The organism is Kitasatospora azatica KCTC 9699 (genome assembly GCF_000744785.1).
GTDB classification, from domain to species: Bacteria; Actinomycetota; Actinomycetes; order Streptomycetales; family Streptomycetaceae; genus Kitasatospora; species Kitasatospora azatica.
In genome coordinates this window covers 3,337,955-3,359,306 of the sequence record NZ_JQMO01000003.1, presented here as the reverse complement: position 1 = coordinate 3,359,306, position 21,352 = coordinate 3,337,955, and the positions used below count along the sequence as shown (strand labels likewise).

General features: G+C 72.4%; 21 protein-coding genes. 12 read left to right on the top strand and 9 right to left on the bottom strand.

Translation table 11 applies throughout. The features are described from left to right. Positions 1–94 precede the first annotated feature (94 nt). Both BR98_RS25560 and BR98_RS25555 read right to left on the bottom strand, forming a co-directional pair. Positions 95–787 (bottom strand): NAD(P)H-binding protein, encoded by a 693-nt coding sequence (locus BR98_RS25560; RefSeq protein ID WP_035847875.1) that lies wholly within the window; start codon positions 785–787, stop codon positions 95–97. A 47-nt stretch (positions 788–834) separates the two neighbouring features. Then, complete coding sequence (locus BR98_RS25555; protein ID WP_232247543.1) at positions 835–2,178, bottom strand: sugar phosphate nucleotidyltransferase; 1,344 nt, start codon at positions 2,176–2,178, stop codon at positions 835–837. 439 nt (positions 2,179–2,617) lie between these two features. Here BR98_RS25555 and BR98_RS25550 point away from each other — a divergent pair, with 439 nt between their 5' ends. The 3 genes from BR98_RS25550 to BR98_RS25540 all read left to right on the top strand — a co-directional run bounded on the left by BR98_RS25550 (position 2,618) and on the right by BR98_RS25540 (position 5,091). After that, positions 2,618–3,208 carry an HAD family hydrolase gene (locus BR98_RS25550; RefSeq protein ID WP_035847871.1) on the top strand — a complete coding sequence of 197 codons (591 nt, stop codon included), beginning with the start codon at positions 2,618–2,620 and terminating at the stop codon, positions 3,206–3,208. A gap of 79 nt (positions 3,209–3,287) precedes the next feature. After that, positions 3,288–3,734, top strand: coding sequence for a hypothetical protein (locus BR98_RS25545; RefSeq protein ID WP_035847866.1), 447 nt, complete (start codon positions 3,288–3,290; stop codon positions 3,732–3,734). Between the two features lie 103 nt (positions 3,735–3,837). Next, entirely contained in the window at positions 3,838–5,091 is a 1,254-nt protein-coding gene (locus tag BR98_RS25540) for an SCO2583/SCO2584 N-terminal domain-containing protein (RefSeq protein ID WP_035847865.1), read from the top strand. 4 nt (positions 5,092–5,095) lie between these two features. Here BR98_RS25540 and BR98_RS25535 read toward each other — a convergent pair whose 3' ends face one another. The 5 genes from BR98_RS25535 to BR98_RS25515 all read right to left on the bottom strand — a co-directional run bounded on the left by BR98_RS25535 (position 5,096) and on the right by BR98_RS25515 (position 10,367). Then, positions 5,096–5,569, bottom strand: a complete 474-nt coding sequence (locus BR98_RS25535; RefSeq protein WP_035847863.1) for a hypothetical protein — start codon at positions 5,567–5,569, stop codon at positions 5,096–5,098. A gap of 54 nt (positions 5,570–5,623) precedes the next feature. After that, the gene (gene ilvD / locus BR98_RS25530; RefSeq protein WP_035847861.1) at positions 5,624–7,468 is read right to left on the bottom strand and encodes a dihydroxy-acid dehydratase; all 1,845 of its coding nucleotides are present in this window, start codon (positions 7,466–7,468) and stop codon (positions 5,624–5,626) included. Positions 7,469–7,550: 82 nt separating this feature from the next. Continuing rightward, the gene (locus BR98_RS25525; RefSeq protein WP_035847857.1) at positions 7,551–8,315 is read right to left on the bottom strand and encodes a class I SAM-dependent methyltransferase; all 765 of its coding nucleotides are present in this window, start codon (positions 8,313–8,315) and stop codon (positions 7,551–7,553) included. A gap of 61 nt (positions 8,316–8,376) precedes the next feature. Continuing rightward, positions 8,377–9,180, bottom strand: a complete 804-nt coding sequence (locus BR98_RS25520; protein ID WP_035853916.1) for a sugar phosphate isomerase/epimerase family protein — start codon at positions 9,178–9,180, stop codon at positions 8,377–8,379. Positions 9,181–9,425: 245 nt separating this feature from the next. Further along, positions 9,426–10,367, bottom strand: coding sequence for a Ppx/GppA phosphatase family protein (locus BR98_RS25515; protein WP_035847853.1), 942 nt, complete (start codon positions 10,365–10,367; stop codon positions 9,426–9,428). A gap of 119 nt (positions 10,368–10,486) precedes the next feature. Here BR98_RS25515 and BR98_RS25510 point away from each other — a divergent pair, with 119 nt between their 5' ends. Together BR98_RS25510 and BR98_RS25505 are read left to right on the top strand one after the other, a co-directional pair. After that, positions 10,487–11,242, top strand: coding sequence for an alpha/beta fold hydrolase (locus BR98_RS25510; protein WP_035847851.1), 756 nt, complete (start codon positions 10,487–10,489; stop codon positions 11,240–11,242). Positions 11,243–11,295: 53 nt separating this feature from the next. Continuing rightward, positions 11,296–12,129, top strand: a complete 834-nt coding sequence (locus BR98_RS25505; RefSeq protein ID WP_035847849.1) for a hypothetical protein — start codon at positions 11,296–11,298, stop codon at positions 12,127–12,129. A gap of 21 nt (positions 12,130–12,150) precedes the next feature. Here the strand turns inward: BR98_RS25505 and BR98_RS25500 are convergent, their stop codons facing one another. Both BR98_RS25500 and BR98_RS25495 read right to left on the bottom strand, forming a co-directional pair. After that, entirely contained in the window at positions 12,151–13,308 is a 1,158-nt protein-coding gene (locus tag BR98_RS25500; protein ID WP_035847846.1) for an NADH-quinone oxidoreductase subunit D, read from the bottom strand. After that, positions 13,305–14,294, bottom strand: a complete 990-nt coding sequence (locus BR98_RS25495) for an SAM-dependent methyltransferase (RefSeq protein WP_035847843.1) — start codon at positions 14,292–14,294, stop codon at positions 13,305–13,307. Before BR98_RS25495 ends, BR98_RS25500 begins: the two co-directional genes overlap by 4 nt. A gap of 94 nt (positions 14,295–14,388) precedes the next feature. Between BR98_RS25495 and BR98_RS25490 the strand changes: the two genes are divergently transcribed. The 7 genes from BR98_RS25490 to nadC all read left to right on the top strand — a co-directional run bounded on the left by BR98_RS25490 (position 14,389) and on the right by nadC (position 21,326). Further along, positions 14,389–15,594 carry a sensor histidine kinase gene (locus BR98_RS25490; RefSeq protein WP_035847841.1) on the top strand — a complete coding sequence of 402 codons (1,206 nt, stop codon included), beginning with the start codon at positions 14,389–14,391 and terminating at the stop codon, positions 15,592–15,594. Between the two features lie 37 nt (positions 15,595–15,631). Continuing rightward, the gene (locus tag BR98_RS25485; RefSeq protein WP_035847840.1) at positions 15,632–16,333 is read left to right on the top strand and encodes a response regulator; all 702 of its coding nucleotides are present in this window, start codon (positions 15,632–15,634) and stop codon (positions 16,331–16,333) included. Positions 16,334–16,395: 62 nt separating this feature from the next. After that, complete coding sequence (locus tag BR98_RS25480) at positions 16,396–17,310, top strand: Rossmann-like and DUF2520 domain-containing protein (protein WP_035847838.1); 915 nt, start codon at positions 16,396–16,398, stop codon at positions 17,308–17,310. Positions 17,311–17,313: 3 nt separating this feature from the next. Continuing rightward, positions 17,314–18,210 (top strand): pantoate--beta-alanine ligase, encoded by an 897-nt coding sequence (panC, locus tag BR98_RS25475; protein WP_035847836.1) that lies wholly within the window; start codon positions 17,314–17,316, stop codon positions 18,208–18,210. A 37-nt stretch (positions 18,211–18,247) separates the two neighbouring features. Next, the gene (gene panD, locus BR98_RS25470) at positions 18,248–18,667 is read left to right on the top strand and encodes an aspartate 1-decarboxylase (RefSeq protein ID WP_035847834.1); all 420 of its coding nucleotides are present in this window, start codon (positions 18,248–18,250) and stop codon (positions 18,665–18,667) included. Between the two features lie 9 nt (positions 18,668–18,676). Continuing rightward, positions 18,677–20,338 (top strand): L-aspartate oxidase, encoded by a 1,662-nt coding sequence (locus BR98_RS25465; protein WP_035847832.1) that lies wholly within the window; start codon positions 18,677–18,679, stop codon positions 20,336–20,338. Between the two features lie 4 nt (positions 20,339–20,342). Further along, entirely contained in the window at positions 20,343–21,326 is a 984-nt protein-coding gene (gene nadC, locus BR98_RS25460; protein WP_035847829.1) for a carboxylating nicotinate-nucleotide diphosphorylase, read from the top strand. Positions 21,327–21,352 lie beyond the last annotated feature (26 nt).

Here is a 21,352-nt window from a genome sequence, read left to right as displayed (position 1 = left end):
GTCCGTTCGGGGGACCCGAACCGGCCGTGATCTCCGCCGTCGCGCCTGCGCGCACGGGTGCGGGCGGAGAACCGGCGCCGCTGCGCCGGCGCCGCTAGGCCACCGGTGTCCGGTCCCAGACCAGCGAGCCGTAGGCCTCGCTCCAGGACGGGAACGGCGAACCGGGTTCGTTGAAGATCTCGAAGGTGACGCCGCGAGCGGCCGGCGTGTACAGCGCCTGCACGCAGGCCTCGGCCACGTCGTCCCGGGCGACCCGTCCGGTGCCCTGGTCGCCCTGCTCCAGCCGGACCCGCCGGCCCGCCTCGTGGTCGTCGATCAGCCAGCCCGGCCGCACCACGGTGTACGGCAGGCCCGACTCGCGCAGCACTTCCTCGCCCGCGAACCGCCAGACCAGCAGCCGCCCGTAGGCGTTCAGCGGGTGCCCCTGGTGGGTCGCGTGCACCTGGCTGACCAGCACGAAGTGCGGTCGGTTGCCGCCGGCCGTGGCGGCCGCCAGCACATGGCGCACGCCCTGGTGCAGCGTGGTCTCGGGCCGGTCGGGGCCGCGGTCGTCGGTGCCGGGTTCCACGCAGTAGACCACTGCGGCGCACCCGGCCAGCGGCGTCGCCAGGGTCTCCGGGACCCGCACGTCGCCCTGGCTGAAGACGGCTCCCGGTGCCAGATGACGGCGGGCGTGCTGAACGCTGCGGCCGATGACGCGCACGCTCTCCCGGCGTTCCAGGAGGCGTTGCACGATGATCCGGCCGACGCGTCCCGCGCCGCCGACCACCACCACCGGATTGTCCATCGCCTTCTCTCCTTAGCTCGGTCGTTGTGGGACGAGTCGTCGGGTCGTCAGATCCAGCGCAGGATGTCGTCCGAGCTGGTCAGGCGGGTGCCCGAAGGAAGGTTCGCGATCGCTGGCACTCTCAGGCGCGGGTAGATGCTGACTCCGGAGAGCCGCGATCCCGGCCAGAGCTGGGCGCCGTCCCCGATGGCCGAGAAGCCCTCCAGCCGGACCGGGTTCTCCCGGTCCGACTGGATCTCCACCATGGGTCCGACATAGGTGTCACTGATGTCCGCGTACTGGCCGATCACCGAGGCGTCGCCGCAGGAGCTGCGGCTGAGCCGGGCGCCCGCGCGCAGTTCGACGCCGTCGCCGACGTCGGTGTACTCGAGGTGGACGTCGCTGCCGACCGCGACATGGCGGCCGATCCGGACCCCGGGTCCGATCACCACGCTGCCGTCCTCGATCTTGGCGGCCAGCGTGGTGCCGGTGATGTCGTCCCGGGTGGCCAGCGAGCTCTCGTGGATCCAGTACCGCGGCGAGGCGCTGGCCGGCTCCGCCATCAACTGGTTCATCAGCGGGTAGTCGCCCGCCAGCACGTCCTTGAGGGTGACCAGGTAGTCCTCGACGTTGCCGAGGTCACCCAGCCGGGCGATGTGGTGCGCCGCCACCGGCATGCCGCGCTCGACCAGTTCGGGCAGCAGGTCGCCGCCCCAGTCCAGCCGCTGCTGGGCCTTGCGCATCAGTTCCGGCTCGCGGGCCGCCTGGCGCAGCCGGGCGCAGTCGATCAGGTACATCCCGGCGTTGGTCGGGATCATCGCGCAGTTGTCGTGCCGCACCTCGGGGAAGATCTCGTGGATCCGCTCCATGCCGGGCTTCTCGACGAACCCCGCGACCAGGCCGCGCTCGTCGGTCTGCATCGCGCCGTACTTGCCGGCCACCTCGGCCGGGGTACGGGCCACCGCGGCCACCGTGACCACGGCGTTGGTGGAGCGGTGGGTCGCCTCCAGCTCGGCGAGCGAGAAGTCGAAGATCGAGTCGACCGGGAGGACCAGGGCCTGCTCGTTGAGGTCCCACTCCTCCAGGTTGTGCAGGGTGGCCGCGCCCGAGCCGACGTTGTACCGGTCGAAGCTCGGTCGGGAGTAGCGGACCTCGACGCCGTAGCGCTCGCCGTGGCCCAGCAGCAGCATGATCTGGCTGCGGTTCTCCAACCCCTGCGCGACCACGTAGAAGCGGTGGATGCCCTGCTCACGGCAGGCGTCGACGACCCACTCGATGAGCCGGCGGCCGACGAACGGGATCAGCGCCTTGCTTCTGATGTAGTCGGCGGACTCCAGGGTGATCGGCTTGGCCCGCTCACCGCGTCCCCCGGCCAGGATGATGCCCACGGTCCCCATGTCTGAGCCACCCATCTCGCATCCCCCACCTTGGCGACCTTGTCCAGTAAGACTCAACAACATGAGTCACAGTCTGTCAACAGAGTAGTCAAGTGCGTGGCCCTCGGCACTCTTTATCGTCAGGTTGATGATCACTGCTCCGGTCTTGTCGCCAGGGCCATGACACAAAAAAACAGGCCATCCGATCCAAAGCCGACTGCACCGAATCCCCGGGACTCGGGACGACCCCGGGCCAATGCGTACTCGCGGCGCTATTGGGGCGATTCGGACTCCCGGAATTGGCCGACCTGACGCACCGTCACGTCGAACCTCGGGCATTGGGGAAAACTCGTAACCAACTGTAGTGAGTAATAGGAATTAGCTTGATCCACTCCTGGAACCCCTAAAAGAAGAGATATCTTCGGATTCTGCAGTCGGTGGCCTGAGGGGGATTGGCAGGATCATGGTTGAGCCGATGCGTGCGGCATTCTTCGACCTGGGGGAGCGTCACCCGTCCCCGCACTTCCGAGAAGCGCTCCACGAGGTGGCGGCCCGGCACAGATCGGCCGGCGACCTGGTGGTCCTGGTGGTCTCCAGACCCCACGGCGAGGCCCGGTCCGAATCCCGCCCGGGCCGGCACACGCTCGGCCTGGACGCCCTCGGCGTCGGCCCCGACCTGGTCCTGCTGCCCGACGGCGACCCCGGCGACCACCAGCACGGCGACCACCGGCGCGGCGGCTACCCGCTCGGCGGTTACCCCCACAGCGATTACCCGCACAACGATTACCCGCACCTCGAGCACGGCTACGCGGGTGCCGGCCGCACCCCCTGCCCGCCGCAGCCGCCGGTCACCGTGGTCGAGGCCATCACCCTGCTCGGCCTGGACGCCGCCCGCTGCTTCGGCTACGTCGACCACGCGCCCGGGATGCGCACCCTGACCGTGGTCGGCAACCCCCGAGTAGTGGGCGCCGACCCCGAGTTGACCGAGCACGCCAACAGCCGCGGCTGGCCGCTGCTGGAACTCCCGCAACCCTCCTGTCCACCCGGCGCACAACCGTCCCCGTAGGGGGCGAATCCGCAGTGGTAGGGAAAAGTCAGGGGCGCACACTCTGGCCCCCAGCCGCCGCGAGGAGCACCGTGGAGGCATGGAACACGGAGATCTGTCGCGACGCGAGAACAGCCACCTGGCCGTCGCCTCCGCCACCACCGGACCGTGGCGAGCTGCCGCGGCCGTGGGAGCGGTGGTCGGCGGCGCGGCCCTGGGCGTGGACCTGGTGACCGGCCACTGGTCCACCTCGATCCTGGCCGGCCCGGCCGGGTGGGCCCTGTTCTTCTTCTTCCTGGTCGGCACGGTCGGCGGCCAGCTGCGCAAGGACACCGGCGACCGCCGGCTGCGCCGCTGGGCCGACGCCCACCCCTGGCAGTCCGCCCTGCCCGCCAGCGGCGCCCTGCTCGTGCTCAACACCCTCGCCCTGACCCTGCTCGGCGGCTGGGGCCTGTTCGGCGCCCTGTTCACCTCCCTGCTCCCGGCCGGCATCCTGCTGGTGATCGCGGGCGTGGTCGGGTCGGTGAAGGCGGCACGACAGCACTGAACAGCGGTCAGGTGAGGAGCAATCACCACAGAACGCGCACCTCGCGGGCGTCAAACCCCCGCCCGGTGCGCGAACTGCTGCCCGGCGTCTGCATACTGACCGCGTGCCGATAGCCGAAGACCCCGAGCCCCGCCCGTCCGGCGAGGAGCCCGACCCGTTCGCCGACCTCGTCCTCGACGAGGAGTTCGTCAGGAGCGCGAGCGTCAAGGAGCCGTCCAGCCGCGCCCGGATGCTCGCCGCCAAATGGCAACGCGAACCCCCGACGGACACCGAGTTCCGCCCGCCCACCGAGATCCGCCGCCGCAGGTTCGGGCGCCGGGCGAAGCGGGTCGACCCCTGGGGCAACAAGCGCAAGCGCACCAGGAACTGGCAGGCGCCGGTCTTCGTGCTGCTCACGGTGGCCGTGGTGGCCGCCGCACTGAACGTGAACGGGCTGCACGGCTGGTACCTGGACCACTTCGGGAGCAAGGACGACGGCGGCACCAGCGTGGCCGCTCCGGCCAGCCCGAAGCCGGTGGCCACCCAGGCCCCGGAGACGGCCAAGCCGACAGCCGCGCCGTCCACCCAGGCCCCGCAGACGCCCACCGTGGCCCACCCCTGGGCGGGCTCGCCGGCGGAGACCTGGCCGACCGGAGCGGACGCGATCGTGCTGCCGGACGCGCAGGCGACGGGGGTGTTCGGGAAGGACGAGGTACAGGCCGATCTGGAGCTGGTGAAGAAGTATCTGGCGACCGCCAATCTGGACCAGGGCGTGGTCGCTGCCGGTGCCACCCAACCGGTGCTGGACCTGCTCGACCGTCAGGAGCGTGAGGACCTCACCGCCGCGCTGACGCACCCGGACAAGGACCACGATCCGACCAGCTGGATGAGCCGGTTCAACGCGCGCACCGCCGTGCCCGCCGTCCCGGAGATCAAGCTGCAGGGCCGGATCACCTTCGAGGGCGACGGCAAGGAGGGACTACTGGTCCATACCGACTACAGCTTCGTCTACGCCCTGGTCCCCGGCCCCGAGCGGTACCACCCGAGCGCGCAGGGCGGCGTGAGCGGGCAGTCGGTCTCTCTCCACCAGCTCGCCCCGACCGCCGAGGTCACCCGGGAGATCGTCCGGCGGATTCAGGATTTCCGCTTCTACGATCCCGCGCACTACAAGGTCGACCCCAACAAGATCATCCTTGACAAGGGTGCGTACGACATGGCGGGCAACTACTGCGAGGTGGGCGACGGCTGGCTGCAGCCCAGCTTCCCGGAGCCAGGCCTGCCCGGCGACCCCAGCGCCAGCGGTCCCACCACGGACCCCTACGACCGCAGCAAGGAGCTGAAGAACGACGGCAAGTGCGGCACCGTCTCCCGCACCTGACCCACTACCGCTTCTTCCGCTTCCCCGGCCGCCCGCCACGCTTCTCGTGGCGGGCGGTCCGCGCTTCCCAGGCCGCCCGCTGGACGCCCTCCCCCGGGGCCTCCACCAGGCTCCGCACGAAGTACGCCGCCGCCGCACCGACGCAGCCGATCAGCCAGACGGCGCCCAGCGACTTGTCCTCGGCCATCCAGCCGGTGAGCGAGTCCCGGCCTTCGGTCAGCACCTTCCACATCCGCAACGCCGCGAGGAAGGAGCAGAGTGCGATGGCCGCGACCAGCAGGTAGTTCACGAAGCCGCCCGCCTTGGACATCTGCACCCCGCCGACGGCGAAGCGCAGCACGAAGGCCCCGGCCGCCACGGTGACCAGGGCCCCGAGCGAGACCGCCACCCGCCGCAGCCAGTACGCGCCGCCCCGGTCGACCCAGCTGGTGCCGAAGAAGCGGATGGGCTCGGGGGCGGGGGTGGTCTCGTCGTTCACGTCTGCAGATTACCCAGCCCGGCCGGCTCGGCCGGGCTGCGGCTCAGCTGCGACTCAGCCCAGCTTGCTGACGTCCCGCACCGCGCCCTTGTCGGCGGAGGTGGCCATCGCGGCGTAGGCCTTGAGGGCCTGGCTGACCTGGCGCTCGCGGTGCGCGGGGCGGTAGCCGCCGCTCTCCTCCAGGCGCATCCGGCGCTCGTGCAGCTCCTCGAAGGAGACCTCCAGCGAGACGGTGCGGCCGGGGATGTCGATCGAGATGATGTCGCCGTCCTCGACCAGCGCGATCGCGCCGCCGCCGGCCGCCTCGGGGGAGACGTGGCCGATCGACAGGCCGGAGGTGCCGCCGGAGAAGCGTCCGTCGGTGATCAGCGCGCAGGCCTTGCCGAGGCCGCGGCCCTTGAGGAAGGAGGTGGGGTAGAGCATCTCCTGCATGCCGGGGCCGCCCTTGGGGCCTTCGTAGCGGATGACCACCACGTCGCCCTCCTTGACCCGCTTGGCGAGGATCGCGTCCACCGCGTCCTCCTGCGACTCGACCACCACGGCGGGGCCGCTGAAGGTCCAGATCGACTCGTCGACGCCGGCGGTCTTCACCACGCAGCCGTCCTCGGCGAGGTTGCCGTAGAGCACGGCCAGGCCGCCCTCCACCGAGTAGGCGTGTTCGACGCTGCGGATGCAGCCGCCGGCCGCGTCGGTGTCCAGCGACTCCCAGCGCTCGGACTGCGAGAAGGCCTCGGCGGAGCGGACGCAGCCGGGCGCCGCCTGGAACAGCTCGACGGCGGCCGGCGAGGGCGAGCCGCCGCGGATGTCCCAGCTCTTCAGCCACTCGTCCAGCGAGTCGGAGTGCACGGTGTGCACGTCCTCGTTGAGCAGCCCGCCGCGGTACAGCTCGCCGAGGATGGCGGGGATGCCACCGGCGCGGTGGACGTCCTCCATGTAGTAGTTGCCGTTGGGCGCGACCTTGGACAGGCAGGGGACCTTGCGCGAGACCTGGTCGATGGTGCGCATGTCGAAGTCCAGCTCGGCCTCCTGGGCGGCGGCCAGCAGGTGCAGGATGGTGTTGGTGGAGCCGCCCATCGCGATGTCCAGCGCCATGGCGTTCTCGAACGCGGCGCGGGTGGCGATGTTGCGCGGCAGGACCGACTCGTCGTCCTGGTGGTAGTAGCGCTCGGTGATCTCCACGACGGTCCGCCCGGCGGCCTCGTACAGCGCCTTGCGGGCGGTGTGGGTGGCCAGCACCGAGCCGTTGCCGGGCAGCGAGAGGCCGATCGCCTCGGTCAGGCAGTTCATCGAGTTGGCGGTGAACATGCCGGAACAGGAGCCGCAGGTCGGGCAGGCGTTCTCCTCGATGATCGCGATGTCGGCGTCCGAGACGTTCTCGTTGACCGCGTCGGAGATCGCGTTGACCAGGTCGAGCCGGCGCACGGTGCCGTCGACCAGGGTGGCCTTGCCGGCCTCCATCGGGCCGCCGGAGACGAAGACCACCGGGATGTTGAGGCGCAGCGCGGCCATCAGCATGCCGGGGGTGATCTTGTCGCAGTTGGAGATGCAGATCAGCGCGTCGGCGCAGTGCGCGTTGACCATGTACTCGACGCTGTCGGCGATCAGGTCGCGCGAGGGCAGCGAGTAGAGCATGCCGCCGTGGCCCATCGCGATGCCGTCGTCCACCGCGATGGTGTTGAACTCGCGGGGGATGCCGCCGGCCTGCTTGATCGCCTCGGAGACGATCCGGCCGACCGGCTGCAGGTGGGTGTGCCCGGGCACGAACTCGGTGAAGGAGTTGGCCACCGCGATGATCGGCTTGCCGAAGTCCTCACGGGCTACGCCGGCGGCCCGGAGGAGGGCGCGGGCGCCTGCCATGTTGCGACCGTGGGTGACCGTACGGGACTTCAGCTCGGGCACTGCCTTCTCCACTCCTGGGCGGTTGGTAACAATCGAGCCTACGCCGCCGTCCCGCCCGGCGGACCCACCGTCCGCATCGCGGTCAGTCGCGCTTGACGGCCACCGTCAGGTCCACCGAGTACGGCTCGGTGACCTCCCCGTCGGGGAACACCTCCAGCAGCGCGGCCCGCTCCTCGGCCAGCACCGACTCGCGCAGCGCGGGCTCGGCCACCGCGAAGTACGACTTCGACCGCAGGTCGGTGATCACGTCCTCGACGGTGATCCGGCGCTCCCAGCGCAGCACCCGGTTGTGCACCTCGAAGGGGTAGCGGCCGAGCGGCTCGGTTACGGCGTTCATCAGCCCGTAGTAGTGGTACGAGGGCAGCGCGGCCGACAGTCGGGCCTCCTGCTCGGCGAGCCAGGGCAGCGAGCGGTCCTTGAGGTTCCAGAAGAGCACCAGCGCACCGCCCGGACGCAGCACCCGCAGCGCCTCCGGGATCGACCTGTCCGGCTCGGTCCAGTGGAAGGCCTGGGCGTAGCTGATCAGGTCGGCGGTGGCGTCGTGGAACGGCAGTTCGTTGCCGTCGCCCTTGACCAGCGGGATCTCGGGGCTGACGGCGTGCAGCTGGGCGGCCATCCCCGGGCTCGGCTCCACCGCGGTGACCAGCGCGCCGCGGGCCCGCAGCAGCCGGGTCGCGATGCCGGTGCCGGCGCCGACGTCCAGCACGGTGGCGCCCTTCAGCGGGCGGCCGGTCAACTCCTCGATCGTGTCCAGCAGCTCGATCGGGTAGGACGGTCGGGCCCGGTCGTACTCGGCGGCGACGGCGCCGAAGCTCTCCGCGTGCACCTTCAGCTGATAGTCCGTCATATCCGCCTCCTGCCTGAGCACCACACGATCGCCGCACGACCGACGTACGGTCAACGTACTGTCAGAGTACGCGCGACCCGGTGGCCAGATGGAGCCGGGTGAAGGCCAGCGCCTCGGCGAGGTCGGCCTCCCGCTCGGCGGGTGAACCGGAGCGGCGGGTGTTGACCTCCAGCACCACGTGCCCGTCGAAGCCGGTCCGGGCCAGCCGCTCCAGCAGTTCGGCGCAGGGCTGCTTGCCGCGCCCGGGGATCAGGTGCTCGTCCTTGCCGGAGCCGGAGCCGTCGGCCAGGTGCACGTGGGCGAGCCGGTCCCCCATCCGGTCGACCATGGCGAAGGCGTCGATCCGCGAGGTGGCCACGTGCGAGAGGTCGACGGTGAAGTGCCGGTAGGCCTCCTCGGTGACGTCCCAGCCGGGGGCGTAGGCGAGCACCTCGCGGTCCCGGTAGCGCCACGGGTACATGTTCTCCACCGCGAACCGCACCGCCGTCTCGCCCGCCATCCGCTCGATGCCGCGGACGAAGTCGCGGGCGTACTGGCGCTGCCAGCGGAACGGCGGGTGCACCACCACGGTGTCGGCGCCCAGCTTCTCGGCGGCCGCCCTGGCCCGTTTGAGCTTGGTCCACGGGTCGGTGCTCCAGACCCGCTGGGTGATCAGCAGGCAGGGCGCGTGCACGGCCAGGATCGGCAGCCGGAACCGGTCGGAGAGCTCGCGCAGCGCGTCCAGGTCCTGACTGACCGGGTCGTTCCAGACCATCACCTCGACACCGTCGTATCCGAGCTTGGCGGCCAGCTCGAAGGCGACCTGGGTGTTGTCGGGGTAGACCGAGGCGGTGGACAGGGCGATCTTGGTGTCGGGGATGTGCAGGGCGGGGTGGCGCGGCAGCACCAGGCGGTCGGTGGTGCGCAGCAGCGGGTGCTTCTCCTTGCGCGCCCGCCGTCCGGCCCCCCGGGTCGCCCGGGCGCGCGGCTCACCCGCCCGCACCTCGTCCGCCCGCTGGGCCCGGCGCCGCGGGCGGGCACTCGCCTGGGGCGGGTCCTCGTCCTCCACGCAAACAGGTTATGCGCAGCGCTCGGTGATCGGGTGGCTCGCCCTGCCGCGCAGCACCGCGGTCAGCGTGCGGACTGTCCGTCCAGGCTGTCCAGTCGGCGCAGGATGATGCCCTCGCGCAGCGCCCACGGGCAGATGTCCAGCTCGTCCAGGCCGAACAGGTCCATCGCCCCGTCGGCCACCAGCGCGCCGGCCAGCAGCTGTCTCGCCCGGCCCTCGGAGACGCCCGGGATCCGGGCCCGCTCGGCGGTGGTCATCGCGGCCAGGCGGGGAAGCCAGGCGGCCAGTCCGCTGCGGGTGAGCTTGCGCGGCACCCGCAGGCCGGCCTCGGCCGGGGCCGCGCCGGTCATCCGGGCCAGCTGCTTGAAGGTCTTGGAGGTGGCCACCGAGTGGTCCGGTGCGCCGAGTCTGGCCACCTCGCCGACCACGGTGGCGATCTCGGCCCGGATGTGGCGGCGCAGGTCGCGCACCGCCTCCGGATCGGCCAGGTCGCCGGGCAGCCAGGCGGCGGTCAGCCGGCCGGCGCCGAGCGGCAGCGAGATCGCGGTGTCCGGCTGCTCGTCGATCCCGCAGGCGATCTCCAGCGAGCCGCCGCCGATGTCGAGGTCGAGCAGCCGCCCGGAGGACCAGCCGAACCAGCGGCGCACCGCCAGGAAGGTCAGCCGCGCCTCGTCCTGTCCGGAGAGCACCTGCAGCTCGACGCCGGTCTCGTCCTGCACCCGCTTGAGCACGGCCTCGCCGTTGGCGGCCTCGCGCACCGCGGAGGTGGCGAACGGCAGCAGGTCCACCACGCCCTTGTCCTCGGCCACCCGCAGCGAGGAGGAGACGTGGTCGACCAGTCGCCGCACCCCGTCCTCGCGGATCGCCCCCTGGTCGTCCAGGAGTTCGGCCAGCCGCAGCTCCGCCTTGTGCGAGTAGGCGGGCAGCGGCGCGGCACCGGGGTGGGCGTCCACCACGAGGAAGTGGACGGTGTTGGAACCTACGTCGAGCACACCGAGTCGCATAATTCACCACGCTACGCCACCGCACCTGGGGAAATCCCGCCTGTTCGATTGCCGAGCGAGCCGATCCGGCGCCAGCCTGGGCCTGCTGACCACCCCTCATCCCCTGGGAGCCTTCTCATATGACGATCAGTCACCGCCGCCTGGGTGCCGGCGAGCACAAGGTCATCGTCCTGCACGACTGGTTCGGCACCACCGCCGGCTGGGGCCCGTTCCTGGACTACCTGGACCGCACCAGCTTCGGCTACGCGATGCTCGACTACCGCGGCTACGGCGACCGGGTCGACGTGCCCGGCGACTTCACGCTCGACGAGATCGCCGCGGACGTGCTGGCGCTCGCCGACGAACTGGGCTGGGACCGCTTCTCGCTGGTCGGGCACTCGATGGGGGCCAAGGCCGCGCAGCTGGTGCTGGCGCTGGCACCGGAGCGGGTGCGCAAGCTGGCCGGGGTGACGCCGGTGCCGGCCGCCCGGTACCCGCTGGAGGGCGAGGCGGACGAACTGTTCCACGCCGCCCCGCAGAACCCGGTGGCCCGCCGGATGATCCTCGACCTGGTCACCGGGCAGCGGGCGAACGCCGTGTGGCTGGACCGGATGGTGGCCCGCTCCACCGCCACTTCCCGGGTGGACGCCTTCGCCGCGTACCTGGAGGAGTGGACCGGCCAGGACTACACCGAGAAGCTGACCGGCCTCACCCTGCCGGTCAAGGTCTTCGTCGGCGAGCACGACCTGGCGCTCACCCCCGAGCTGATGCGCGACACCTGGCTGCAGCTCTTCCCGCAGGCCGAACTCGAGGTGCTGCCCGCCGCCGGCCACTACCCGCAGTACGAGACCCCGGTGCACTTCGCCACCGCCCTGGAGTCCTTCCTGCGCGCCTGACCTGCCGGGCGCGGACAACGCGGACGGCCACCCGGCTGCCCTACTCTTGCCGGGTGGCCGCCATTGACATCCCCACCCCCACCCGTAAGAAGCCCCTCCCCGAGGTCGGGCTGGACTTCCCCCGCGCCTGGGTCGAGTTCGCCGACCCGGCCGACGAGGAGCAGGTCTTCCGCTGCGATCTGACCTGGTTGACCTCGCGCTGGGGCTGCATCTTCGGCCAGGGCTGCCACGGCATCCGCCCCGGCCGCGGCGAGTCCGACGGCTGCTGCACGCTCGGCGCGCACTACTCGGACGAGGAGGACGAGCAGCGGGTGATCGGGCACGCCGAGCGGCTCACCCCCGAGACCTGGCAGTACTTCGCCGAGGGCACCGACAAGAAGGGCCGGCTCAAGCTCGACGGCGGCATCACCATGCTGGACGAGGACGGCGACCGGCAGACCCGCCGGGTGGACGGCGCCTGCATCTTCCTCAACCGGCCCGGCTTCGCCGGCGGCCAGGGCTGCGCGCTGCACACCCTGGCGCTCAAGGAGGGCAAGGAGCCGCTGGAGACCAAGCCGGACGTCTGCTGGCAGCTGCCGATCCGCCGCACCTACGACTGGATCGACCGCCCGGACGACACCCGCTACCTGCAGGTCTCGATCGGCGAGTACGACCGCCGCGGCTGGGGTCCGGGCGGCCACGACCTGCACTGGTGGTGCACCAGCAGCCCGGAGGCGCACCAGGGCGCCGAGCCGGTGTACGTGAGCTACCGCCCGGAGCTGACCGAGCTGATGGGCCCGGCCGCCTACGCGGTGCTGGCCGAGCTCTGCGAGCAGCGGATCGCGGCCAAGGGCGACCGCAAGCTGGCGCCCCACCCTGCCGACCCGAAGCGCGCCAAGAAGAAGTAGCCGCTACTTGTCGGTACCGCCCTACTTGTCGATGTCGCCGACCACGAAGAACATCGACCCCAGGATCGCCACCATGTCCGCCACCAGGGTGCCGGGCAGCAGCTCGGTGAGCGCCTGGATGTTGTTGAAGGACGCCGAGCGGAGCTTGAGCCGCCACGGCGTCTTGTCGCCGCGCGAGACCAGGTAGTAGCCGTTGACCCCGAGCGGGTTCTCGGTCCAGGCGTAGGTCTCGCCCTCGGGGGCCTTCAGCACCTTGGGCAGCCGCAGGTTGACCGGCCCGGCGGGCAGGCCGGCCAGCCGGTCCAGGCAGGCGTCGGCCAGGTCCAGCGAGTTCTCGGTCTGCTCGAGCAGGCACTCGAACCGGGCCAGGCAGTCGCCCTCCTCGCGGACCGCCACGGTGAGCACGTCCTGCAGCTCGCCGTAGGCCAGGTAGGGCTCGTCCCGGCGCAGGTCGAAGTCGACGCCGCTGGCCCGGGCGATCGGCCCGGTGACGCCGTAGGCCTTCACGTGCTCGGCGGAGAGCACGCCGACCCCGGCGGTGCGGGCCCGGAAGATCTCGTTGCCGAGCACCAGGTCCTGGTAGACCGGCAGCTGGGCGCGCACGGCGGCGACGGCCGCCCGGACCCGGCCCAGCCAGCCGGCCGGCAGGTCCTCCTTGAGGCCGCCGACCCGGTTGAACATGTAGTGCATCCGGCCGCCGCTGGCCTCCTCCAGCACGTGCTGGAGCTCCTCGCGGCTGGTGAAGGCGTAGAAGACCGGGGTGATGCCGCCCAGCTCCAGCGGGTAGGAGCCGATGAACATCAGGTGGTTGAGCACCCGGTTGAGCTCGGCGAGCAGGGTCCGGGTCCAGACCGCGCGCTCGGGGACCTCCATGCCGAGCATCCGCTCGACGGCGAGCACCACGCCCAGTTCGTTGGCGAAGGCGGAGAGCCAGTCGTGCCGGTTGGCCAGCATGATGATCTGCCGGTAGTCCCGGGCCTCGAAGAGCTTCTCGGCGCCGCGGTGCATGTAGCCGATGATCGGCTCGGCCGAGACGATCCGTTCCCCGTCCAGCACCAGCTTGAGCCGCAGCACGCCATGGGTGGCCGGGTGCTGCGGGCCGATGTTCAGCACCATGTCGGTCGCGGTGTTCTCCACACCGGCGCCGACGCCGACCACGGTCTCCCTGAGAGTGCTCATGCCTCCAGAGTCTGCCACCCCGGCAGCCCCGCCAGGCTCGCCGGTTCCGGCATGCGGACGGCCTGGACCAGCCAGCCGAAGCCGCCGAGCCCGCCGCTCGCGGTCAGCTCCGCCGCCTCGCCCGCGGCGGCCAGCGCCCGGACGTATCCGGCCGGGTCGCTGGAGGCCTGCGCGAGCGGCGGCCGGGTCCCGTCCACACCCAGCGCCCGCAGCGCCTCGCGCTGAGTTGTCCACAGGCTGTGGATACCCGGCACGGCCGCCGCGTCCAGCGCGACATGCGCGGTCAGATCGCAGCCACCGTCCGGCACGGGGGACACCTCGCGCCCGTTCCGGAAGCCGGTCAGGGTGCCGAAAGTCGGCCGATCCGACTTCCCGTGCGCGTAATCCACCGCCACCGCGAGCCCGCGCTCCAGCGAGCCCACCGCGGCCGCCCAGGCCTCGTCCCTGGTCCGGCCCAGCTCGATCCGGTCGCCCTCGGGCCACCACCGCTCGGCCCAGCCGGCGTCCTGCGGGGTCAGCGGCCCGCCCAACCGCTCCTGACCCGAGGCGTCGACCTCCAGGTAGCGCAGCGCCCCGTCCCCGTCCCGCTCGGCGAGGTCCAGCGGCACGTTGTCCAGCCACTCGTTGGCGAACAGCAACCCGACCGCGCCGGCCGGCACCCGCTCGGTCCACCGCACCTCGGCCGGCAGCCCGTCCGGGCGGGCCGCCAGTTCCACCCCGTAGGCGCGCAGCCGACCCGGCAGCAGACCGGCCAGCTGCGCCACCAGCTCGCCGCGACCGGCCCCGACGTCGATCAGGGCGATCTCCTCGGGGTGGCCGAGCGCCTCGTCCACCTCCAGCAGTAGCCGGCCGACCGCCCGGGCGAACAGCGGCGAGGCGTGCACCGAGGTCCTGAAGTGCCCGGCCGGCCCCTCCGGACGCCGGTAGAAGCCCCCGTCCCCGTACAGGGCCTGCTCCATGGCGGGTCGCCAGCGCATCCAGCTCATGCCCGCGACGGTACCGGGCTCCGACCTGCGGACGAGACAGGGATCGCCCTCGCGGTGGACGGGAGGGCACCCCGCGACTGCCTAGGCTGGTCATGTGCATCGACTGAACGCCTGGCTTCGCGGACACCCCATGGTGGTCGATGGCGCCTGGGCGTCCATCGTGCTCTTCCTCTTCGCCGTGTCCAACGACACCAACGCGGGCTCCTACCGGCTGACCAGCATCCTCACCGCGCTGCTGATCGCCCTCCTGATGGTGGTCCGCCGCCGCTGGCCGGACGTCACGGTGACCGCGGCGCTGCTGCTCGGCCTTGCCCAGGTGGCGGCCAACGTCGACCCGTCCGGCTCCTCCATCGGCTACCTGGTCTTCGTCTACACCGGGGCCGCCTTCGGCCGGCCGTGGATCTCCCGGCTGGCGCTGGCCGGCGGCCTGCTCTCCGGCCCGCTCACCGTGCACAGCTTCCACAAGACCTCGGACGGCGGCCCGCCCGGCGGCAACAGCTTCTGGGGCCTGGCCTTCACCTCCGCGCTGCTCTCCACCCCGTTCGTCCTCTGCTGGGCCTGGGGCCGACTCACCCGGGTGCGCCGGGCCTACCTGGTGGAGCTGGAGGACCGCGCCGAGCGGCTGGAACGCGAGCGGGACGCCCAGGCCAAGGTGGCGGTGGCCGCCGAGCGGGCCAGGATCGCCCGCGAACTGCACGACGTGGTGGCGCACAACGTCTCGGTGATGATCGTTCAGGCCGACGGCGCCGCCTACGTGATGGACAACTCCCCGCACCAGGCCAAGGAGGCGCTGGCCACCATCGCCTCCACCGGCCGCCAGGCGCTGGTCGAGATGCGCCGGCTGCTCGGCGTGCTGCGCAGCGCCGACGCCGCCGAGGAGTACGTGCCCCAGCCCAGCGTCGAGGAACTGCCGGAACTGCTGGAGCAGGTCCGCACCGCCGGGCTGCCGGTGGAGTTCTCCACCTCCGGCGAGCCGCGCGAACTGCCGCGCGGGGTCGAGCTGACGGTCTACCGGATCGTCCAGGAGGCGCTCACCAACGTCCGCAAGCACGGCGGGCCCAATGTGAGCGCCCGGGTCGCGGTGGACTTCGGCGACCGCGACCTCAACGTGCTGATCGAGGACGACGGGCGCGGCAGCACCGACGAACAGCTGGCCCGCGGCGGCGCCGACGGCCAGGGGCACGGTCTGATCGGGATGCGCGAGCGGATCGGTATGGTCAGCGGCAGCCTGGACGCCGGGCCGCGACCCGGCGGCGGTTTCCGGATCCGCGCCGTCCTGCCGCTCAAGACCGCCAAGTAGCTGCCGAGCAGCTGCCAAGCAGAGGAGTCGAACCCAGGTGACGATCCGTGTGATGCTCGTCGACGACCAGGAGCTGCTGCGCACCGGGTTCCGGATGGTGCTGGCCTCCCAGGCCGACATCGAGATCGCCGCCGAGGCGGGCGACGGGGCGCAGGCCGTGGAGGTGCTCTCCGGTGTCCCGGCGGACGCCCCGATCGACGTGGTGCTGATGGACGTCCGGATGCCGCGGCTGGACGGGGTGCAGGCCACCCGGCGGATCTGCCTGGACGCCGACGGGCAGCCGCGGCCGGACGCGCCCAAGGTGCTCATCCTGACCACCTTCGACCTGGACGAGTACGCCTTCGCCGCGCTCAAGGCCGGGGCCAGCGGGTTCCTGCTGAAGGACGTGCCGCCGCCGGAGCTGGTGGCCGCGATCCGCTCGGTGCACGCGGGCGACGCGGTGGTGGCGCCGACCACCACCCGGCGGATGATCGACCGTTTCGCCGAGGTGCTGCCGGCGCCGCAGACCCCGGCCGGGCCGCCGGCCCTGGAGCCGCTCACCGAGCGGGAGCGGGAGGTCTTCCTGCTGGTCGCCCAGGGGCTGTCGAACAGCGAGATCGCGGCGGGCCTGGTCCTGTCCGAGGCCACCGTGAAGACCCACGTCGGCCGCATCCTGGCCAAGCTGGGCCTGCGCGACCGGGTCCAGGCCGTGGTCCTCGCCTACGAGGCCGGCCTGGTCCGCGCCGGCGGCCACGGTTAGCACCCCTCACACACCCGTAGGATGGGACGGACCGTCTGGTACCCGTAGAGGACTGGAACGCAGTGTTCGACTTCCCTGAGACCGACCCCCGCGACCCCGCCGACCGCCCCGCGCGCCTCGCCGTGGGCGTGGTCGGCACCGGCCGGGTCGGCCCCGCCCTGGGCGCCGCCCTGCAGCTGGCCGGCCACCAGGTGGTGGCCGCCTCCGGGGTCTCGGCGGTCTCCCGTCGTCGCGCCGAGGCGCTGCTGCCCGGGGTCCGGCTGGTGACGCCCCCGCAGGTGCTGGCCGCCGCCGACCTGGTGCTGCTGACCGTGCCGGACGACGCGCTGGCCGACCTGGTCGCCGGCCTGGCCGCCACCGGCGCGATCCGCCCCGGCCAGCTGCTGGTGCACACCTCCGGCGCGCACGGCGTCGGCATCCTGGCTCCCGCCACCCGGGTCGGCGCGCTGCCGCTGGCCCTGCACCCGGCGATGACCTTCACCGGCACCTCGGTGGACCTGGCCCGCCTCGCCGGCTGCCCGTTCGGGGTGACCGCGCCCGAGGAGATGCGGCCGGTGGCCGAGGCCCTGGTGGTGGAGATGGGCGGCGAGCCCGAGTGGGTCCCCGAGGAGGTCCGCGCGCTCTACCACACCGCCCTGGCGCACGGCGCGAACCACCTGGTCACCCTGGTCGCCCAGGCGATGGAGCTGCTGCGGACGGCCGGTGTGGCCGAGCCGGGCCGGTTGCTCGGCCCGCTGCTCGGCGCCGCCCTGGACAACAGCCTGCGCTCCGGGGACGCCGCGCTGACCGGCCCGGTGGCCCGCGGCGATGCGGGGACGGTGCGCCGCCACCTGGACCAGCTCAGTACCGTGTCCCCGGACATCCCGGCCGCCTACCGGGCGATGGCGAAGGCCACCGCCCAGCGCGCGCTGGCGCACGGGACGCTGAAGGACGAAGCGGCGGCCGCGCTGCTGGACGTACTCAACGAGGAGAATTGACCGATGGCCCGCCCCAAGCCCGCCGCCAAGGCTCCCAAAGCCCGAAAGACCCAGCTCACCCACACCGTGGACGACTTCGAGTCGGCCTTCTGGCCGGACGAGCGCCCGGTGGACAACGCGGTGGTGATGACCATGGGCGCGCTGCACGAGGGCCACGCCGCGCTGATCCGGGCGGCGCGCAAGGCGGTCGGCGCCGAGGGCCGGGTGGCCGTCACGGTCTTCGTCAACCCGCTGCAGTTCGGCGCGAACGAGGACCTGGACCGCTACCCGCGCACGCTGGCCGCCGACGTCCGGCTCGCCGAGGAGAGCGGTGCCGACGTGGTCTTCGCCCCGCTGGTCGAGGAGGTCTACCCGAACGGCGACCCGCAGGTCCGGCTGACCGCCGGCCCGATGGGCGAGCGGTTCGAGGGCGCCACCCGGCCCGGCCACTTCGACGGGGTGCTGACCGTGGTGGCCAAGCTGCTGCACATCACCGACCCCGACTACGCCTTCTTCGGCGAGAAGGACGCCCAGCAGCTGGCGATCATCCAGCGGATGGTGGCCGACCTCGACTTCGACGTGGAGATCGTCGGCGTGCCGACCATCCGCGAGGCCGACGGGCTGGCGCTGTCCTCCCGCAACCGCTACCTCTCCGAGGCCGAGCGCGAGCAAGCCCTGGCGCTCTCCCGGGCGCTGTTCGCCGGCCGCGACGCGGCGGCCCAGGGCCCGGCGGCGGTCCGCGAGGCGGCCGCGAAGGTCCTCGACGCGGCCGACGGCCTCGACCTCGACTACCTCGCCCTGATCGACCCGCACGACTTCGTCGAGGCGGCGGACGACTTCCAGGGCGAGGCGGTGCTGGCCGCTGCCGCCAAGGTGGGCTCGACCCGTCTCATCGACAACGTCCGCATCATTGTTCGGTAGTAAACCCTCAGGCATGCACTCACAGGAGGCGTGACCCATGCTCCGCACCATGTTCAAGTCCAAGATCCACCGTGCCACCGTCACCCAGGCCGACCTGCACTACGTCGGCTCGGTGACGGTGGACCAGGACCTGCTCGACGCCGCCGACATCCTGCCCGGCGAGCTGGTCCACATCGTGGACATCAACAACGGCGCCCGGCTGGAGACGTACACCATCGCGGGTCCGCGCGGCACCGGCGTGATCGGCATCAACGGCGCCGCCGCCCGCCTGGTCCACCCCGGCGACCTGGTGATCCTGATCGCCTACGGGCAGATGGACACCGCCGAGGCCAGGGCGTACCAGCCCAAGGTGGTCTTCGTGGATGCCGAGAACAAGATCACCGGGACCGGGGCCGACCCCGCCGAAGCCCTGCCGGGGACGGACACCCTGCGCGGCGACGCCGTCCACACCCTCTAGGAGCCAGCTGTGACCCACCGACTCACCGCCCCCGCCCCTGGCTGGACCGCCACCACCGACGTGGTGGTGGTCGGCTCCGGCGTGGCCGGACTCACCGCCGCGCTGGGGGTGCGGCAGGCGGGCCTGCGGGTGACGGTGGTCACCAAGGCGATGCTGGACGACGGCTCCACCCGCTGGGCCCAGGGCGGCATCGCCGCCGCCCTGGGCGAGGGCGACACCCCCGAGCAGCACCTGGACGACACCCTGGTCGCCGGCGCCGGGGTCTGCGACGAGGCGGCCGTACGCGCCCTGGTCACCGAGGGCCCGGATGCGGTCCGCCGGCTGATCGCCAAGGGCGCGGCCTTCGACACCGACCCGGCCGGCGAGATCCTGCTCACCCGGGAGGGCGGCCACCACCGGCGCCGGATCGTGCACGCGGGCGGCGACGCGACGGGGGCCGAGATATCACGCGCCCTGGTCGCCGCCGTGCGCAGCGACCCGGGGCTGGAACTGGTCGAGCACGCGCTGGTGCTCGACCTGCTCACCGACGCCGAGGGCCACGCGGCCGGCCTGACCCTGCACGTGATGGGCGAGGGGCAGCGCGACGGGGTGGGCGCGATCCGCGCCAAGGCCGTGGTGCTGGCCACCGGCGGCATGGGCCAGGTCTTCGAGGCCACCACCAATCCGCCGGTCTCCACCGGCGACGGCGTCGCACTGGCGCTGCGGGCCGGCGCCGAGGCGGCGGACCTGGAGTTCGTCCAGTTCCACCCGACGGTGCTCTGGCTCGGCCCGGAGGCCGAGGGCCAGCAGCCGCTGGTCTCCGAGGCGGTCCGCGGCGAGGGCGCCTACCTGGTGGACGCCGCGGGCACCCGCTTCATGGTCGGGCAGCACGAGCTCAACGAGCTGGCGCCGCGCGACATCGTGACCAAGGCGATCACCCGTCAGATGCAGCTCCAGGGCACCGACCACATGTACCTGGACGGGCGGCACTTCGGCGCCGAGATGTGGGCCGAGCGGTTCCCGACCATCCTGGCCTCCTGCCTGGCGCACGGCATCGACCCGGTCACCGACCTGATCCCGATCGCCCCGGCCGCGCACCACGCCTCCGGCGGGGTCCGCACCGACCTGCACGGGCGCACCTCGGTGCCGGGCCTGTACGCCTGCGGCGAGGTGGCCTGCACCGGCGTGCACGGCGCCAACCGGCTGGCCTCCAACTCGCTGCTCGAGGGCCTCGTCTTCGCCGAGCGGATCGCGGCCGACCTGACCGAACGCCACCAGGCCGGCGAGCTGCCCGAGCGGTCGGTGGACGTGGCCGCCGCGCGGGCCGCCCGTACCGTCCCGCTGCCGGCCCCCGAGGCCCGGGCCGCCGTGCAGCACCTGATGTCGCGCGGCGCCGGCGTGCTGCGCTCGGCGGCCTCGATGGCGCAGGCCGCCGCGGGCCTGGCCGCGCTCGAGCGCGCCGCCGCCGAGCAGAGCAGCGAGCAGAAGCCGGCCGACCCCCGGGTGGAGACCTGGGAGGCGGCCAACCTGCTGCTGGTCGCCACCGCCCTGGTCGCGGCCGCCGAGCAGCGCGCGGAGACCCGCGGCTGCCACTGGCGCGAGGACTACCCCGAGCGGGACGACGCCCAGTGGCGGCGTCACCTGATCACCACCCTGGACGCCGACGGCATCCGCATCTCCAAGGAGCACTGACCCCATGTCTGATTCCACCGCGGCCCACTCGCACGAGGAACTCCCGCTGGCCGACCAGGGCGGCTGCGGCGACGGCTGCGCCTGCGGCGACGACGAGGGCTACGAGACCGGCCTGGACCCGGCGCTGGCCGAGTTGCTGGAGCAGGCGGGTCTGGACCCGGTCGAGGTCGAGGACATCGCCACCCTGGCGCTGGCCGAGGACCTGGCCGGCGGTGAGGACGTCACCTCGGTGGCCACCGTGCCCGCCGAGGCCGTGGCCACCGCCGACTTCACCGCCCGCGAGGCCGGTGTGGTGGCGGGCCTGCGGATCGCCGAGGCCGTGGTCTCGCTGATCTGCGAGGAGGAGTTCGAGGTCGAGCGGCACGTCGAGGACGGCGACCTGGTGGCGGCCGGGCAGGTGCTGCTCTCGGTGCGCAGCCGCACCCGCGACCTGCTGACCGCCGAGCGCAGCGCGCTCAACCTGCTCTGCCACCTGTCCGGCATCGCCACCGCCACCCGGCAGTGGAGCGACCTGCTGGAGGGCACCGGCGCGGTGGTCCGCGACACCCGCAAGACCCACCCGGGCCTGCGGGCCCTGCAGAAGTACGCGGTGCGCTGCGGCGGCGGCATGAACCACCGGATGGCGCTCTCCGACGCCGCGCTGATCAAGGACAACCACGTGGTCGCCGCCGGCGGCGTGGCCGAGGCCTTCCGGGCCGTCAAGGCCGCCTACCCGGAGCTGCCGGTGGAGGTCGAGGTGGACACCCTGGAGCAGATCCCGCCGGTGCTGGAGGCCGGCGCGGACCTGATCCTGCTGGACAACTTCTCGGTCGGCGAGCTCAAGGAGGCCGTCCAGCTGGTGGCCGGCCGGGCCAAGTTGGAGGCTTCCGGCGGTCTGACCCTGGCCACCGCGCGCGAGGTCGCCGAGACTGGTGTCGACTTCCTGGCAGTCGGCGCGCTCACCCACTCGGCGCCGATCCTGGACATCGGCCTGGATCTGCGCTCCTGACCCGGACTCACCCGACTCGGACTCAA

Excerpts from the sequence above, each read along its gene's own strand:
- BR98_RS25560 (WP_035847875.1), bottom strand. The coding sequence starts at position 787 with ATGGACAATCCGGTGGTGGTGGTCGGCGGCGCGGGACGCGTCGGCCGG.
- BR98_RS25555 (WP_232247543.1), bottom strand. The coding sequence starts at position 2,178 with ATGGGTGGCTCAGACATGGGGACCGTGGGCATCATCCTGGCCGGGGGA.
- BR98_RS25550 (WP_035847871.1), top strand. The coding sequence starts at position 2,618 with ATGCGTGCGGCATTCTTCGACCTGGGGGAGCGTCACCCGTCCCCGCAC.
- BR98_RS25545 (WP_035847866.1), top strand. The coding sequence starts at position 3,288 with ATGGAACACGGAGATCTGTCGCGACGCGAGAACAGCCACCTGGCCGTC.
- BR98_RS25525 (WP_035847857.1), bottom strand. The coding sequence starts at position 8,315 with ATGACGGACTATCAGCTGAAGGTGCACGCGGAGAGCTTCGGCGCCGTC.
- BR98_RS25515 (WP_035847853.1), bottom strand. The coding sequence starts at position 10,367 with ATGCGACTCGGTGTGCTCGACGTAGGTTCCAACACCGTCCACTTCCTC.
- BR98_RS25510 (WP_035847851.1), top strand. The coding sequence starts at position 10,487 with ATGACGATCAGTCACCGCCGCCTGGGTGCCGGCGAGCACAAGGTCATC.
- BR98_RS25500 (WP_035847846.1), bottom strand. The coding sequence starts at position 13,308 with ATGAGCACTCTCAGGGAGACCGTGGTCGGCGTCGGCGCCGGTGTGGAG.
- BR98_RS25495 (WP_035847843.1), bottom strand. The coding sequence starts at position 14,294 with ATGAGCTGGATGCGCTGGCGACCCGCCATGGAGCAGGCCCTGTACGGG.
- panC (WP_035847836.1), top strand. The coding sequence starts at position 17,314 with ATGGCCCGCCCCAAGCCCGCCGCCAAGGCTCCCAAAGCCCGAAAGACC.
- panD (WP_035847834.1), top strand. The coding sequence starts at position 18,248 with ATGCTCCGCACCATGTTCAAGTCCAAGATCCACCGTGCCACCGTCACC.
- nadC (WP_035847829.1), top strand. The coding sequence starts at position 20,343 with ATGTCTGATTCCACCGCGGCCCACTCGCACGAGGAACTCCCGCTGGCC.